This window comes from Nocardia altamirensis NBRC 108246, from assembly GCF_001612685.1.
GTDB lineage: Bacteria > Actinomycetota > Actinomycetes > Mycobacteriales > Mycobacteriaceae > Nocardia > Nocardia altamirensis.
On record NZ_BDAY01000015.1, the window covers coordinates 138,047 to 153,025 of the forward strand.

The window sequence follows — 14,979 nt, forward strand, 5'->3', positions numbered from 1 at the left end:
ACTGATCGACCGTCACACGACGAAGGCCGCCTCCCGAGTACGGCAGGCGGCCTTCACTGTCACAAACGAATCAGGCGGTGACGCTTGCCTTCTCCAGGATCTCGCGCGCGAGGGCGGCGGTCTCGGACGGCGTCTTGCCGACCTTCACGCCCGCGGCCTCCAGCGCGTCCTTCTTCGCCTGGGCGGTGCCCGCCGAGCCGGAGACGATGGCTCCTGCGTGGCCCATCGTCTTGCCCTCGGGAGCAGTGAAGCCTGCGACGTAGCCGACGACCGGCTTGGTGACGTTGGCCTTGATGTAGGCCGCGGCGCGCTCTTCGGCGTCGCCACCGATCTCGCCGATCATCACGATCAGCTTGGTCTCGGGATCCTTCTCGAACGCCTCGATGGCGTCGATGTGGGTGGTGCCGATGACCGGGTCGCCGCCGATGCCGATGGCGGTGGAGAAGCCGAAATCGCGCAGCTCGTACATCATCTGGTAGGTCAGGGTGCCCGACTTCGAGACCAGGCCGACCGGGCCCTTGCCGGTGATGTTGGCCGGGGTGATGCCGACCAGCGCCTCGCCGGGGGTGATGATGCCCGGGCAGTTCGGGCCGATGATCCGGGTCTTGTTGCCCTTCTCCACGTTGTAGGCCCACGCGTACGCGGTGTCCTGCACCGGGATGCCCTCGGTGATGACAACGAGCAGCGGGATCTCCGCGTCGATGGCCTCGATGATGGCGTCCTTGGCGAACTTCGGCGGCACGAACGCGATGGAGACGTCGGCGCCGGTCTCCTTGATCGCCTCGGCGACGGTGCCGTACACCGGCAGTTCGACCGCGTTGCCGTCCTTGTCGGTGTGCGCGACGGTGGTGCCCGCCTTACGCGCGTTGACACCGCCGACGACCTGCGTGCCCGCCTTCAGCATCAGCGCGGTGTGCTTGGTGCCCTCGCCGCCGGTGATGCCCTGGACGATGACCTTCGAATCCTTGTTGAGGAAGATAGACATTTCCGGGTTCCTTACTTGGCCGCTGCCAGTTCGGCGGCCTTGTCGGCGCCTTCGTCCATTGTCTGCGCAAGAGTGATCAGCGGGTGCGCGGCATCGACGAGAATTTGACGACCCTCGTCCACCTTGTTGCCGTCGAGCCGGACGACCAGCGGCTTGTTCGCTTCGCCGCCGAGGATCTCCAGCGCCTTGACGATGCCGTTGGCGACCGCGTCACAGGCGGTGATGCCACCGAAAACATTCACGAACACGCTCTTGACCTGTGCGTCGCCCAGGATGACGTCGAGACCGGCCGCCATCACCTCGGCCGAGGCGCCGCCACCGATGTCGAGGAAGTTGGCGGGCTTGACGCCGCCGTGGTTCTCGCCCGCGTAGGCGACCACGTCGAGGGTCGACATGACCAGACCCGCGCCGTTGCCGATGATGCCGACCTCACCGTCGAGCTTGACGTAGTTGAGGTCGTTCTCCTTGGCCTTGAGCTCCAAGGGATCGGTCGCGTCCTTGTCCGCGAAGGCCTCGTGGTCCGGGTGCCGGAACTCGGCGTTCTCGTCCAGGGTGACCTTGCCGTCCAGGGCGAGGATCTCGTCCTGCGGGGTGCGCACGAGCGGGTTGACCTCCACCAGGGTGGCGTCCTCCTTGACGAACACCTCCCACAGCTTCTGGATGGTCACGGCCGCCGCGTCGAGCACCTCGGCGGGCAGGTGGCCCTGCTCGGCGATCGAGCGGGCGAAAGCGAGGTCGACACCCTTGACGGCGTCGACGGCGATCTTGGCGAGGCGCTCCGGCTTGGTTGCGGCGACCTCTTCGATCTCCATGCCGCCTTCGACCGAGCACATGGCCAGGTAGGTGCGGTTGGACCGATCGAGCAGGAAGGAGATGTAGTACTCCTCCGCAATGTCCTTGGCTTCGGCGACAAGGATCTTCTTGGTGATGTGGCCCTTGATGTCCAGGCCGAGGATGTTCTGTGCGTGCGTGAACGCGTCGTCCGCGGTGGCGGCGTACTTGACGCCACCCGCCTTGCCACGGCCACCGGCCTTGACCTGAGCCTTGACCATCACCGGCTTGCCGATTTCCTCCGCGATGGCGCGGGCGTCCTCGGCCGTGTCCGTGACGCGGCCCTCGGACGAAGGCACTCCGTGCTTAACGAAGAGCTCCTTCGCCTGATATTCGAAGAGATCCATGTACTCACCGTCTCGTCTGCGTTGTGATGACAACGTCTTTGTTGGCGGCCCGACGTCGGAAGCGGGTCGGGTCGGACTCTAATCAGTCACATGGACGGCCAATCGGCCACGTTCATCCTAAGTGGCGCAGGTCACGGGCCGATGCCCGCGGCGGGAAAACCGCTGGCCAACGCTACTCGCCAGTAGGTTGCTGACCGCGCGCCAGGTAAACCCGCCGAAGCTACGAGGCACGGCTCCGTCTACTACCAAATGTCGTGGACGAACCTCCCTCGCGTGCCCAATGCACAGAGGGATATTCCGTGGTGTTAGCGTGATCAATCTCACATGTTCGGACAGATAGGCCGCTGCGCTTGCGGACGATGCAATCGTTTCGTTACCGTCATTGCGGTCGATGTCACAGCACGGTCACGACTAGGAGGACGGCAAGCTTGATGCAGCACAGCACTCCGCAGATGGAGAGCCGTTCCGCAGTTGACCCGTCGACGCCGCTGATCAGCAGGCACCTCGGCCCCGCGAACATCTCCCGCTCCACGATGTGGCACCGCCGATGAACTATCGCTCCGCACTTGAAGATCGCGCTCGATCCGGACATCGTTATCGCAACGATGACGAATCGTTCGGCGCGCAGGCTCCGCACCGCGCCGCCAGGCCGTCGGTGGACCGGCCGCGGAACTCGCTGTACGCGACACCCGCCAGTCCGCAGGACGCCTTCGCCCCGGCGAACAATGATTTCAACGCCGCGCCGCGCGCCGACTACGGCAGCGCGACTCCGCAGCACGACTACTTCCAGGCCGCCGGTGCCACCCAGGACGACGCGCACTACGGCGACAACTCCTGGAACGCGAACGACTCGTGGTCCCAGCAGGAATCGTGGGCCCCACAGGACTCCTGGTCCGACGGCGCCGCATGGAATGCGGGCGAGGCCTGGGCCGAGCACGACTCCGCGACCCCGGACTACCAGGGTGCCGCCGACTATCACGGCACGCCCGACTACAACAGCACGCCCGACTACGACGGCACCTGGGCGCCCGAAGAGTCGTGGGCGCCCGACACCGAGTCGGACACCCCCGCCGCAACACCGACCGTGATTCCCGCCCGCCGCGCCGCCAAACGCGGTGGCGCACACCGGCTGCCCGCACCGCCCGCCGCCCTCAAGGGTCGTGCCGCGGTCGCCGCCGTCGCCGCGGGTGCGGTCGTCGCCGCCGGACAGGCCGCGTTGGCGTCCGCCCCCGAAGAGCCGTCGAAGACCGTCGACTACCAGGCCGCGGGACAGATCCACGAGATCGCCGCGCAGTCGGTCAGCCTGGCCGACCCCACTGCCTCGCCCGAATCGCCGCAGGTGCTCAACGTCGCCGGTCCCACCAACCTCGGCGACTTCAACGACATCCTGCAAAAGGGCCAGAAGTACGCACAGGACCTGGCCGCCCAGGAAGCCGCGAAGCTGCGCCCGCTGTTCTCCAAGTTCGCCGCGGGCACCTTCACTTCCGGCTACGGCGCTCGCTGGGGTGTGCAGCACCTCGGCGTCGACATCGCGGGCCCCATCGGCACCCCGATCGTCGCCGTCGCCGACGGCAAGGTCCTCGAAGCGGGCCCCGCCAGCGGCTTCGGCATGTGGATCAAGCTGCTGCACGACGACGGCACCATCACGATCTACGGCCACATCGACACCGCCACCGTCAGCCCCGGCCAGCGCGTCATGGCGGGCGACCAGATCGCCACCATCGGCAACCGCGGCTTCTCCACCGGCCCGCACTGCCACTTCGAGGTCTGGCTCAACGGCAGCGACAAGATCGACCCGCTTCCGTGGTTGGCTACTCGGGGCATCAGCCTTGGGCCTGAAAGGGACTGAGGTTCCGGTCGGCCGCTTCCGGGGAAGGTTTGTGGTCGAAGAGACACGAGCCCTGGTGTAGGTAGCTGCTCACCGAGGGTCGGTGCGCCCCTTGCGGTTGGATGCGCTGTCCGCCTCCGGGAAAGGTATGCGGCTACAGTCGTTGATCTTGAATCCCTGAGATCCGCACTCCTTCTGTGAATCCGCGCCCTTGCAACAGCCCGGAGTGGGTGCGGATCGCCAGAAGGGGTGCGGATCTCGGTGTATCCAGTCGGTGGAGGTCGGGCGGGCACCCTCCGAAGCAGCCGAATCACGGAGTTCGGACTTTCCACAGAGGGTCTGCACTGTTCACAGCGCGTCTAAGCGCGTCTAAGCGCTGTGAACAGTGTGGAACCTGTGTGGATAGCGCCGAGGGTGATGAGGCGCACGGTTCGGGGGCGGGGATTGGGGGCTAGCGTCGGGGGTATGGCACGTACATCGACGTACACCCAGTTCATTGCGCTACCAACGGAAGTCGTGTGGGAGGTGCTCGGCGATCCGGTGCGGTGGCCGGCGTGGAATACGGCGGTTAGCTCGGTGCGGTTGCATGGGCCGGTGGCGGTGGGGACGACGGGTGACTATCTGCCTCGGGGGCGGGTTTTCGGAGCAGTGCACGGGCGGACGGCGCCGCCGTTCGTCATCACCACGCTGGTGCCGGGGCGGGCGCTGACGATCGAGCAGCCGGAGCCTGCCGGGCGGATGCGGATGGCGTGGACGTTGACGCCGCGGGACGGCGGCACCGAAGTCAGCCAGCAGCTCACGTTCAGCGGAGCCTCGGCGGCGGTCGCCAGGATGGTGGTTGGATCACTGCTGGAAGCGGACATGCGCGTGTGCTTCGCTCGGCTTGCCCAGCTGGCCGGGCTCGAACCGGCGGCGAACGCGCTGACGGCGGTGATCGCTGGTGGCACAGGAGCTTTGGGGAAGCACATCGCGGCAGATCTGACCTGTCGCGGACATCGGGTGACCATCCTCACCCGTCGGCGGTCCGCAGGGCTGCCGTTCACTCAGGTGGAGTGGGATGGCACGACGGTGGGCACTTGGGTTGCCGCGCTGCGTAATCCGGGGCCGACGGCGATCATCAACCTGGCCGGTAAGCTAGTCGACTGCCGACCGACCTCACGCAATATCGACGAATTGCGGCGCAGCCGAGTCGATTCCACTCGCGCGTTGGTGCAGGCGGCCGCCACCCTCGATGCGCCGATCGACTACTGGGTGCAGGCAAGCACTACCGCCATCTGGTCGGATGCCGGCGAAATCCGGTGCACCGAAACGACACCGGTGCCGGTCGGTCTGCCGCAGATGACCGGGGTGGCCGAGCCGTGGGAGCGCGCGTTCGACGGCGCGAACGCCGCGCACTCGACGGTGCTGCGCACCTCGATCGTGCTCGACCCGCAGGCGCCCGCCCTGCGGCGCCTCGGCCAGCTGACCAAGGCGGGCCTCGGCGGCCGGGTCGGGCCCGGCGATCAGTGGTTCAGCTGGATCCACGTCGAGGACTGGCTCGCCATCGTCCGCGCCGCGCTCGGCCTCGACCCGGCGGTCACGCTGCCGGACGGAATCCTGGTGGCCGCCACCGACTTTCCGGTGCGCAACCGGGAGCTGATGGCCGCGCTACGCAGGCACCTGCGTCGCCCGCCTGCCCCGCCGACCCCGGCGCCCATTCTGCAGATCGGCGCGGTCTTCCTCCGCACCGACCCGGCGCTCGGCCTCACCGGCCGCTACGCCACCTCCGAAGTCCTCCAGCAGGCCGGATTCGTCTTCCGCTACCCGACCTTGGACGAGGCCCTGAGCGACCTCCTGCCATCGCGATAGCTGACCGAGCAGTTGACGAGCCACTTGTCCGGCCGGGCATCCGTGCCCGGCCGGGCAAGCCTCACAGTTTGACGAGCGTGCGGCTGTATTGCGGAATGAGCCGGATCTTGCCTGCCGTACCGAAATCGATGGTGACCGTCGCCAGCGGGCCGAAACCTTCGGCGGCGACCACCTTGCCGAGCCCGTACTTGTCGTCGCTGACCCGATCGCCTACGGCGAGAACGAGATTGGCGTTATTGCGGGCCGCGCCGCCGGGGGCGGGGCGCCGCGGGCCGCGATCGGCACGCACGCCGGGCCGCTGCTCGGACCAGCCGTCACCGCGAGTCCAGTCGCGTTCCATCCGATCGTCGTCACCGCGACGGCGGATGCCCCTTGTCGCAGGGGAGCCCGCGGGCTCCAGCCGCCGCCAGTCGATCAAATGGCCCGGAATCTCCTGCAGGAAACGGGATTCCGGATTCGACACGGGCTGCCCCCACCCGGACCGCACCACCGCGCGGGTCAGATACAGCCGCTTCCTGGCTCGGGTGATGCCGACGTAGGCGAGGCGACGCTCCTCCGCCAGCTCGGTCGGATCGCCGAGCGCACGCATGTGCGGGAACTGACCGTCCTCCCACCCGGTCACGAACACCACCGGGAATTCCAACCCCTTCGCGGTGTGCAAGGTCATCATGGTGACCACACCGGTGCCCTCGTCCGGGATCTGGTCGGTGTCCGCGACCAGCGACACCCGCTCCAGGAACGCGGCGAGCGACCCGGGATCGGGTTCCCCGTCGGCCGCCTCCGGCAGCAGGCCCTCCGCCCTGGCCGCCTCCGCGTTGTTGTGCGCCTCGGAACTGAATTCCCGTGCGACGCTCACCAACTCGTGCAGGTTGTCCAGCCTGGCGCCGTCCTGCGGGTCGTCGGAGGCCTCCAACTCGGCCCGGTAACCGGTGCGTTCCAGCACCGCGTCGACGACGTTCCCGACGTCGGGAAAGTCGAGATTCTCCTGCACACCCGCTGCCCTGATCTCCTCGAGCAGGTCGAGGAATCCGGAGATCGCCCGCACCGCACGGGTGTTCAGCAGCGCGACCTTGCCGTCGGCGGCGTCCCGCAGCGCCGCCGCGAACCCGATCCCCCGCTGTTCGGCGTGCACGGCGACACACGCCTCGGCCCGATCGCCGATGCCACGCCGCGGCGTGTTCAACACCCGGCGCAGGCTCACCGCGTCGTCGGGGTTCTCCAGCACCCGCAGATACGCGACGATGTCGCGCACCTCCTTGCGCTCGTAGAACCGCACGCCGCCGACCACCTTGTACGGCAGGCCCATCCGGATGAAAATCTCTTCCAGCGCACGGGAATTGTTGTTGGTCCGATAGAACACGGCGACGTCGCTGTAGTTGGCGTCGCCCTGATCGACCAGCTTGTCGATCTCCCGCGCCACGAACGCGGCCTCGTCGTGCTCGTTGTCGGCGACGTAGCCGGTGATCAGATCACCCTCGCCGGAATCGGTCCACAGCTTCTTGTCGCGCCGGTTCTCGTTGCGCGAGATGACCGCGTTGGCCGCGGACAGAATGTGCTGGGTGGAGCGATAGTTCTGTTCCAGCAGAATCGTTTCCGCGTCGGGGAAGTCGCGTTCGAATTCCTCGATATTGCGAATGGTCGCGCCGCGGAAGGCATAGATGGACTGGTCCGCGTCACCGACGACGCACAGCTCGCTCGGCGGCGCCTCGTCCTCGCTTCGGTCTTCGCGGTGGTGGCCGACGAGCTCGCGCACCAGGACGTACTGGGCGTGGTTGGTGTCCTGGTACTCGTCGACGAGCACATGCCGGAACCGCCGCCGGTAGTACTCGGCGACCTGCGGGTGCTGTTGCAGCAGCGCGACCGTTTCCCCGATCAGGTCGTCGAAATCCAGTGCGTTCGCCGCGCGCAACCGCCGCTGGTATTCGGTGTAGACCTTCGCGACCAGGCCGGGCAGTTCGGTTTCGTCGGACTCGGCATCCGCGGTGGCCTGCTGCGGGCCGATCAGTTCGTTCTTCAGATTCGAGATGGCGGTCGCGAGCAGTCGCGGCGTGTATTTCTTGGTGTCGATGTCGAAGTCGCGGCTGACCATCGTGAGCAGTCGGCGGGAATCATCGGCATCGTAGATGGAGAAATTCGAATTCATGCCGGGCAGCAGTGCCGCCTGCATGCGCAAGATGCGGACACAACTGGAGTGGAACGTCGATACCCACATGTTGTTCGCGCGCGGACCGACCAGTCCTATTACTCGCTCGCGCATCTCCGCGGCGGCCTTGTTGGTGAAGGTGATCGCCAGCACCTGGCCGGGGGTCACCCCGCGCGCGGCAAGCAGGTAGGCGATGCGCCGGGTGAGCACCGCGGTCTTGCCCGACCCGGCTCCCGCCACGATCAGCAGCGGAGCGCCGGTGTGCACAACGGCAGCCCGCTGCTGCGGGTTCAGTCCGTCGAGGAGACGCTCGGCTTCCTCGGCGCGCCGCTTTTCGCGGTCGACACGCCGCTGCTCCTGTTCCGTGTCGGACGGCGGCGGCTCGGGCACCGGCGCGCGCCGAGGTTCCCGCACCGCACGCACCTCCTGCCCAGCCGAGCCCGCTGCCTCGGCGTTACCACCGGTGACCTGCGGGTTATGAGTTGAATCCGGCTGCCGGGCGCGGCCGGCCTGCATCTGGGGCGCCACCGTGATGTCCATCGCCCATCCACGCTACCGGCGGGCACCGACAGAGATGAAGCCCCGGGTTGCCTGGATGTCCACCGGGTGCGTTGCACGGGAACGAAGAATGAACACACCATGCCCCTGGCTGCGCGGAAACCGTGGCCGCCTTCTCAGCAGATTCACAAAACCAAACGTTTTGCACATCTACAGGCCCGTGGCAGACTGGCCACATGATCAGTGCCCCCGCGATAGACCCGTTTCGGTTACAAACCGGATATCGGTATCGCGGCACTAGTCGTTGAACGCACCATCCTGGGGGGACAATTACAGGGCCCTACCAGGTCTGTTTCATGGTGAAAGAACCGATCGGTAACGAGCCGGACTCACCCGCCGATCCATGTTCTGACACGAGGAGATGAATGATGAGCACCCCTGCCACGACGACCGGGTCCGATTCGGCGCTGCCGCAGAGCGAGGCGGAGATCGACAATCTTCGCAAAGAGATCGACCAGCTCGACGCTGCGATCCTCGCCGCCATCAAGCGTCGCACGGAGATCTCCCGGATCATCGGCCGGACCAGAATGGCCTCCGGCGGGCCCCGCCTCGTGCACAGTCGGGAAATGAAGGTGCTGGAGAGATTCAGCGAACTCGGCCAGGAAGGCCACACCCTCGCGATGCTCCTGCTGCGCCTCGGGCGCGGCCGCCTCGGTCACTGACCTCAGCACGTCCCGAAGCCGCCACGCGCGGCCCTACCGCCATGCGGCTATCGAGAGACAACCGCATCCCCAAGGCCGCCCCGGGTGTTCACACCCCCGGGGCGGTCGTTTTCATGTCGGGGAGAGGCTCTGCCCCACCGGCATCAGCTGAGGGCGATGTACTTGGTGGAGAGGTATTCCTCGATGCCCTCGGTGCCACCTTCGCGGCCGAAGCCTGACGCCTTGACGCCGCCGAAAGGTGCTGCGGGATCAGAGATTACGCCGCGGTTGATGCCGACCATGCCGGACTCCAGCCCCTCGGCGACGCGCAGCGCGCGGTCGAGATCGCGCGTGTAGACGTAGCTGACGAGGCCGAACTCGGTGTCGTTGGCGGCGGCGAGGCCCTGCTCCTCGGTGTCGAAGCCGACGATCGGCGCAACCGGGCCGAAGACTTCCTCGCGCAGAATCCGCGCCTGCGGCGGCACATCGCTGAGGATGGTCGCCGGATAGAACCAGCCGGGACCGCCCGGCGCCTTGCCGCCGAGACGCACCTGTGCGCCCGCCGAGACGGCATCCTCGACCAGCTCGCTGACCGTGGTGAGCTGCTCCTCGTTGATCAGCGGGCCGAGAGTGGTCGCCGGGTCGGTGCCTGGCCCGAGGGTGACGCTGCCAGCCATCGCCTCGACGAACTTGGTGGTGAACTCGTCGATGACGCCGTTCTGCACGTGGAAGCGGTTGGCCGCGGTGCACGCCTCGCCGCCGTTGCGCAGCTTCGCCAGCATCGCGCCCTGCACGGCCGCGTCGATGTCCGCGTCGTCGAACACCACGAACGGCGCGTTGCCGCCGAGCTCCATCGAGGTGCGCAACAACCCGCCTGCTGCCTTCTCCACCAGCTTCTTGCCGACCTCGGTCGACCCGGTGAAGGTCAGCTTGCGCAGCCGAGGATCGTCGAGCAGCGGCTGGGTCACCGCCCCGGACCGGCTCGACGTGATCACTGAGAGCACCCCGTCCGGCAGCCCGGCCTCGCTGCAGAGCTTGGCGAGCAACAGCATGGTCAGCGGCGTCGCCGACGCGGGCTTGACGATCATCGTGCAGCCCGCGGCCAGCGCAGGCCCGATCTTGCGGGTTCCCATGGCAAGCGGGAAGTTCCACGGCGTGATCGCCAAGCATGGCCCGACCGGCTGCTTGTGCACCATGATGCGTCCGGTGCCCGACGGCGCGTGCAGGTAGCGCCCGTGCACCCGGACAGCTTCCTCGCTGAACCAGCGGAAGAACTCGGCGCCGTACTTGACCTCGTTGCGGCTCTCCGGCAGCGCCTTGCCCATCTCCAGGGTCATCAGCAGCGCGAATTCCTCAGCCCGCGCGGTGATCTGCTCGAAAACCGTGCGCAGGATCTCGCCGCGCTGCCGCGACGGCGTTGCCGCCCATTCGGCCTGCACCGCTACGGCCGCGTCCAGTGCGCGTACCGCGTCCTCGGGGGTGGCGTCGGCGACCTGGGTCAGCACCTCGCCGGTGGCCGGGTTGTGCACCGGGAAGGTGCCACCGCCGGTGGCCGCGACGGGCCCGCCGATCCACAGCTGCGTCGGGACGGATTCGAGAACTTCACGTTCGGACACCATGACGCCAGCCTAATCCCGGCGGCTCTGCCGGAGTCCGTTCCGCGGACGCCGCGCGGGCGGCCATGGCTGAGGGGTTTGCCGTGCGCGCGTGCCGGGCGGTGAGTAACCTCGGCGAGCGTGAGCAGCGACATCACCGCGACGGCGGCCTGGCGGAAACTGCACGAGCACTTCGACGGGATCGCGGGACGCCACCTGCGGGATATCTTCGCCGACGATCCGGCTCGTGGTCGTGAGCTGACCATCGATGTCGCTGACCTGCATATCGACTACAGCAAGCATCGCCTCACCAGGGAAACCCTGCATCTGCTCGTCGAATTGGCGCGGGAGGCACACGTTGCCGAGCGCAGGGACGCCATGTACCGGGGCGAGCACATCAACACTTCGGAAGACCGTGCGGTCGCGCATATCGCGTTGCGCCTGCCCGAGGGTGCGTCGCTGACCGTCGACGGCGCGGACGCCGGTGCCGACGTGCACGAGGTGCTGCGCCGGATGGGCGATTTCACCGACGCGCTGCGTTCCGGCGCGTGGCGTGGCGCGACCGGCGAACGCATCAGCACCGTCGTCAATATCGGGATCGGCGGCTCCGACCTCGGTCCGGTGATGGTGTACCAGGCGTTGCGGCATTACGCCGACGCCGGGATCAGCGCTCGGTTCGTGTCCAATGTCGACCCGGCCGATCTGGTGGCCAAGCTCGACGGACTCGACCCGGCGACAACGCTGTTCATCGTCGCCTCCAAGACCTTCACCACCCTGGAGACCCTGACCAACGCCACTGCCGCGCGACGTTGGCTGGTGGCCGCGCTCGGCGAGGATGCGGTGGCCAAGCATTTCGTCGCTGTCTCGACCAACGCGGCGAAGGTGGCGGAGTTCGGCATCGACACCGCGAACATGTTCGGCTTCTGGGACTGGGTCGGCGGCCGCTACTCGGTGGACTCCGCGATCGGCCTCTCGGTGATGGCGACCATCGGCAAGGCGCGTTTCGCCGAGTTCCTCGCCGGAATGCACGCCGTGGACGAGCATTTCGCGAACGCGCCGCTCGACGCGAACGCGCCGGTGCTGCTCGGCCTGCTCGGTGTCTGGTACTCGAACTTCTTCGGTGCGGAATCCCGTGCGGTGCTGCCCTATTCGAACGACCTGGCGCGCTTTCCCGCCTACCTCCAGCAGCTGACGATGGAGTCGAACGGCAAGTCGGTGCGCGCCGACGGCACGCCGGTCAGCACCTCCACCGGCGAAATCTTCTGGGGCGAGCCAGGAACCAACGGCCAGCACGCGTTCTACCAACTGCTGCACCAGGGCACCCGCCTCATCCCCGCCGACTTCATCGGATTCGCCAGGCCGACCGACGATCTGCCGACCCGCGACGGCACCGGCAGCATGCACGACATCCTGATGAGCAACCTGTTCGCGCAGACCAAGGTGCTCGCGTTCGGCAAGACCGCCGAGGAGATCGCCGCCGAGGGCACCGACCCGAAGGTGGTGCCGCACAAGGTGATGCCGGGCAATCGGCCGAGCACCACCATCCTGGCTCCGCGGCTCACACCCTCGGTGGTCGGACAGCTCATCGCGCTCTACGAGCATCAGGTGTTCGTCGAGGGCACCATCTGGGGCGTCGACAGCTTCGATCAGTGGGGCGTGGAACTGGGCAAACAGCAGGCGCTCGCGCTCGCGCCGCTGCTGACCTCCGCGACCGAACCTGCGTCGCAGGGTGATTCGTCCACCGATGCGCTCATCGGCTGGTACCGCGGCAACAAGTAGCTTCGGCGGGGCTGAATCACTCAGTCCCGCAGCACGATCTCGTAGTGCCCGGCACGCTGCCGCAGCACCAGATCGGCGCGGTCCTTCGTGGTGGCGATCAGGTCGGCGTTGCGCAGGTCGCTGTCGTGCACTTTGACCACCGCGGCCTCGAGACTGCGGCCGCCGCGAATGTGGCGGCGCACCAACCGATCCTCGAGCACGCCACGCGGCGCATCGAGGTACCAGCATTCGTCGAGCAGCTTCCGGACCGCGGACCATTCCTGGTCACCGATATCGTCGAGCAGCAGATAGTTGCCCTCGACGATCGCGATCGTGTGCTGTTCGAAAACGACGCCTGCCGGAATCGGGTCGTGCACCGAGCGGTCGAAGATCGGCCACGGCACCGCGGCGCCGATCGGAGTGTCGCGCAACCTGCGCAGGTTGTCGACGAACCCCGCGGTGTCGAACGTGTCCGGCTCCCCTTTGCGCGCAAGGTTTCCCGCCGCTTCCAACACCTCGTTGGTCAGGTGGTAGCCGTCCATCGGCGCGATCTCGGCGCAGCACACCGTGATATCGAGCGCATCCCGGATCCGCGCCGACAGGGTGGACTTGCCCGCACCCGGCGGACCGGCGATGCCGAGGAGGTATCGCCCGTCTCGCGCAGCGGCGTGCTCGCGCACCCGCTGCGCCAGCCAGCCCACTGATGTCTCGACCCGTGCCCCTACCATCGCGGGTCACCCTAACCGAGGGCGCGCGAACGGGGACCGGATCGGGATCAGACCAACGCTCTTTCGATGATGGCGCCGGTGTCGACCCCGGTCGGCAGGGTGCCGAACGCGATGCCCCAGTCGTCGCCGAGTCGGGTGGCGCAGAACGCGTCGGCGACGGCCGGATGACCGTGCCGCACCAGCTGCGCGCCCTGCAGCACCAGCGCCATCAGCTCGACGACGCGGCGGGCGCGATATTCGATATCGCTGAGGTCGGCGAGTTCCTTGCCGACCTTGGTGATCGCGTCGTCGAGCCGTGGGTTCGCCCCATGCGCCAGCGAAACCTCGGCGAAGTACGCCTCGACCGTCTCCGGCTGACGGCCCATGGCGCGCAACGCATCCAGCGCCGCGACATTGCCGGAGCCTTCCCAGATGGACATCAGCGGCGCCTCACGGTAAAGCCGTGGCATGCCAGACTCCTCGGCATAGCCGTTGCCGCCGAAGCATTCCAGCGCCTCGGCTGCGTGTGCAGGCGCACGCTTGCACACCCAATATTTGGTGATGGCCAGCGCGATGCGCCGCAACGCCGCCTCGGCCGGATCGCTGCCTGCGCGGTCGGTGGCGCCTGCCAGCCGCATCATCACGGTGGTCGCGGCGTCGGACTCGATGACCAGGTCCGCCAGCACATTCCGCATGGCGGGCTGATCGATCAGCTTGGCGCCGAACGCCTCTCGATGCCTGGCGTGGTGGGCAGCGAACACCGCCCCGGTCCGCATCCCGGTGGCCGAACCGATCACGCAGTCCAACCGCGTCATGTTCACCATCTCGATGATGGTCTTGACCCCGGCGCCTTCCGCGCCGACGAGCCAGCCGGTGGCGTTCTCGTATTCGATCTCGGAGGAGGCGTTGGACTTGTTGCCCAGCTTGTCCTTGAGTCGTTGAATGCGAATGGGGTTGCGGGTGCCGTCCGGCAGCACTCGGGTCAGCAGGAAACAGGACAGGCCACCGGGTGCCTTGGCCAGCGTCAGGAACATGTCCGACATCGGCGCCGAGGTGAACCACTTGTGCCCGACGATCCGGTACGAGCCGTCGGGTTGCGGTGTCGCCGTTGTGGTGTTGGCGCGGACGTCGGAGCCGCCCTGCTTCTCCGTCATCGACATGCCCGCGATGAGCCCGGCCTTGGTCGAGGGTTCGCGCAGCCCGAAGTCGTAGAACCTGGAGCCGAGCAGCGGTTCGTAGCGCGCCGAGAGTTCCTTGTTGTGTCGCAGCGCGGGGACCACGGCGTAGGTCATCGAGATCGGGCACATGTGGCCTGCCTCGACGGCGCCCCAGGTGAAGAATTTCGCCGTACGCGCCACATGGGTGCCTGGCCGGTCGTCGAGCCACGGCGCACCGTGCAACCCGTGCGCCACCGCGACTTTCATCAAGTCGTGCCAGTGCGGATGGAACTCGACCTCGTCTATCCGGTTGCCATAGCGGTCGTGGGTGCGCAGCACCGGCGGATACTCGTTGGCGATGCGTCCCCACTCCTGCGCCTCGGAACCGCCTGCGAGCACACCGAGTTCGCGCACCTCGGGTTCGGCCCAGCCCGCACCCTCGCGGTGCAGCCCTTCGAGCAGCGCCGGATTGCGCGAGACGTCGAACGGTGCGATATCGGGTACCTGGTTGAACACGTCATGCGTCTGCATCGGACACTCCTGATTCCGGCCGAGCGACAGTCCGCTCGATGCCGCGCGCA

At 67.3% G+C, this 14,979-nt stretch carries 10 protein-coding genes; 4 read left to right on the forward strand and 6 right to left on the reverse strand.

From position 1 onward, the window contains the following. Positions 1 to 70 precede the first annotated feature (70 nt). Positions 71 to 985, reverse strand: a complete 915-nt coding sequence (sucD, locus tag NA11_RS10705) for a succinate--CoA ligase subunit alpha (protein WP_069161670.1) — start codon at positions 983 to 985, stop codon at positions 71 to 73. An 11-nt stretch (positions 986 to 996) separates the two neighbouring features. Beyond that, positions 997 to 2,163, reverse strand: a complete 1,167-nt coding sequence (gene sucC, locus NA11_RS10710) for an ADP-forming succinate--CoA ligase subunit beta (RefSeq protein ID WP_069161671.1) — start codon at positions 2,161 to 2,163, stop codon at positions 997 to 999. Positions 2,164 to 2,710: 547 nt separating this feature from the next. Between sucC and NA11_RS10715 the strand changes: the two genes are divergently transcribed. Both NA11_RS10715 and NA11_RS10720 read left to right on the forward strand, forming a co-directional pair. Then, on the forward strand, positions 2,711 to 4,012 hold the full coding sequence (locus NA11_RS10715; protein WP_069161672.1) for a M23 family metallopeptidase: 1,302 nt from the start codon (positions 2,711 to 2,713) through the stop codon (positions 4,010 to 4,012). 444 nt (positions 4,013 to 4,456) lie between these two features. Next, on the forward strand, positions 4,457 to 5,839 hold the full coding sequence (locus NA11_RS10720; RefSeq protein WP_069161673.1) for a DUF1731 domain-containing protein: 1,383 nt from the start codon (positions 4,457 to 4,459) through the stop codon (positions 5,837 to 5,839). Positions 5,840 to 5,900: 61 nt separating this feature from the next. Here the strand turns inward: NA11_RS10720 and pcrA are convergent, their stop codons facing one another. Beyond that, a complete protein-coding gene (pcrA, locus tag NA11_RS10725; RefSeq protein ID WP_069161674.1) occupies positions 5,901 to 8,522 on the reverse strand; it encodes a DNA helicase PcrA in 2,622 nt (873 codons plus the stop codon). Between the two features lie 386 nt (positions 8,523 to 8,908). Between pcrA and NA11_RS10730 the strand changes: the two genes are divergently transcribed. Further along, positions 8,909 to 9,202 carry a chorismate mutase gene (locus NA11_RS10730; RefSeq protein ID WP_069161717.1) on the forward strand — a complete coding sequence of 98 codons (294 nt, stop codon included), beginning with the start codon at positions 8,909 to 8,911 and terminating at the stop codon, positions 9,200 to 9,202. Between the two features lie 143 nt (positions 9,203 to 9,345). On the opposite strand, the gene NA11_RS10735 is transcribed toward NA11_RS10730, so the two are convergent. After that, a complete protein-coding gene (locus NA11_RS10735) occupies positions 9,346 to 10,800 on the reverse strand; it encodes an NAD-dependent succinate-semialdehyde dehydrogenase (protein WP_069161675.1) in 1,455 nt (484 codons plus the stop codon). Between the two features lie 117 nt (positions 10,801 to 10,917). Between NA11_RS10735 and pgi the strand changes: the two genes are divergently transcribed. Next, entirely contained in the window at positions 10,918 to 12,555 is a 1,638-nt protein-coding gene (gene pgi, locus NA11_RS10740) for a glucose-6-phosphate isomerase (RefSeq protein ID WP_069161676.1), read from the forward strand. Positions 12,556 to 12,575: 20 nt separating this feature from the next. Here the strand turns inward: pgi and NA11_RS10745 are convergent, their stop codons facing one another. Next, on the reverse strand, positions 12,576 to 13,262 hold the full coding sequence (locus NA11_RS10745; RefSeq protein WP_069161677.1) for a nucleoside/nucleotide kinase family protein: 687 nt from the start codon (positions 13,260 to 13,262) through the stop codon (positions 12,576 to 12,578). A 47-nt stretch (positions 13,263 to 13,309) separates the two neighbouring features. Continuing rightward, positions 13,310 to 14,929, reverse strand: a complete 1,620-nt coding sequence (locus NA11_RS10750; protein ID WP_069161718.1) for an acyl-CoA dehydrogenase family protein — start codon at positions 14,927 to 14,929, stop codon at positions 13,310 to 13,312. Between the last annotated feature and the right edge of the window lie 50 nt (positions 14,930 to 14,979).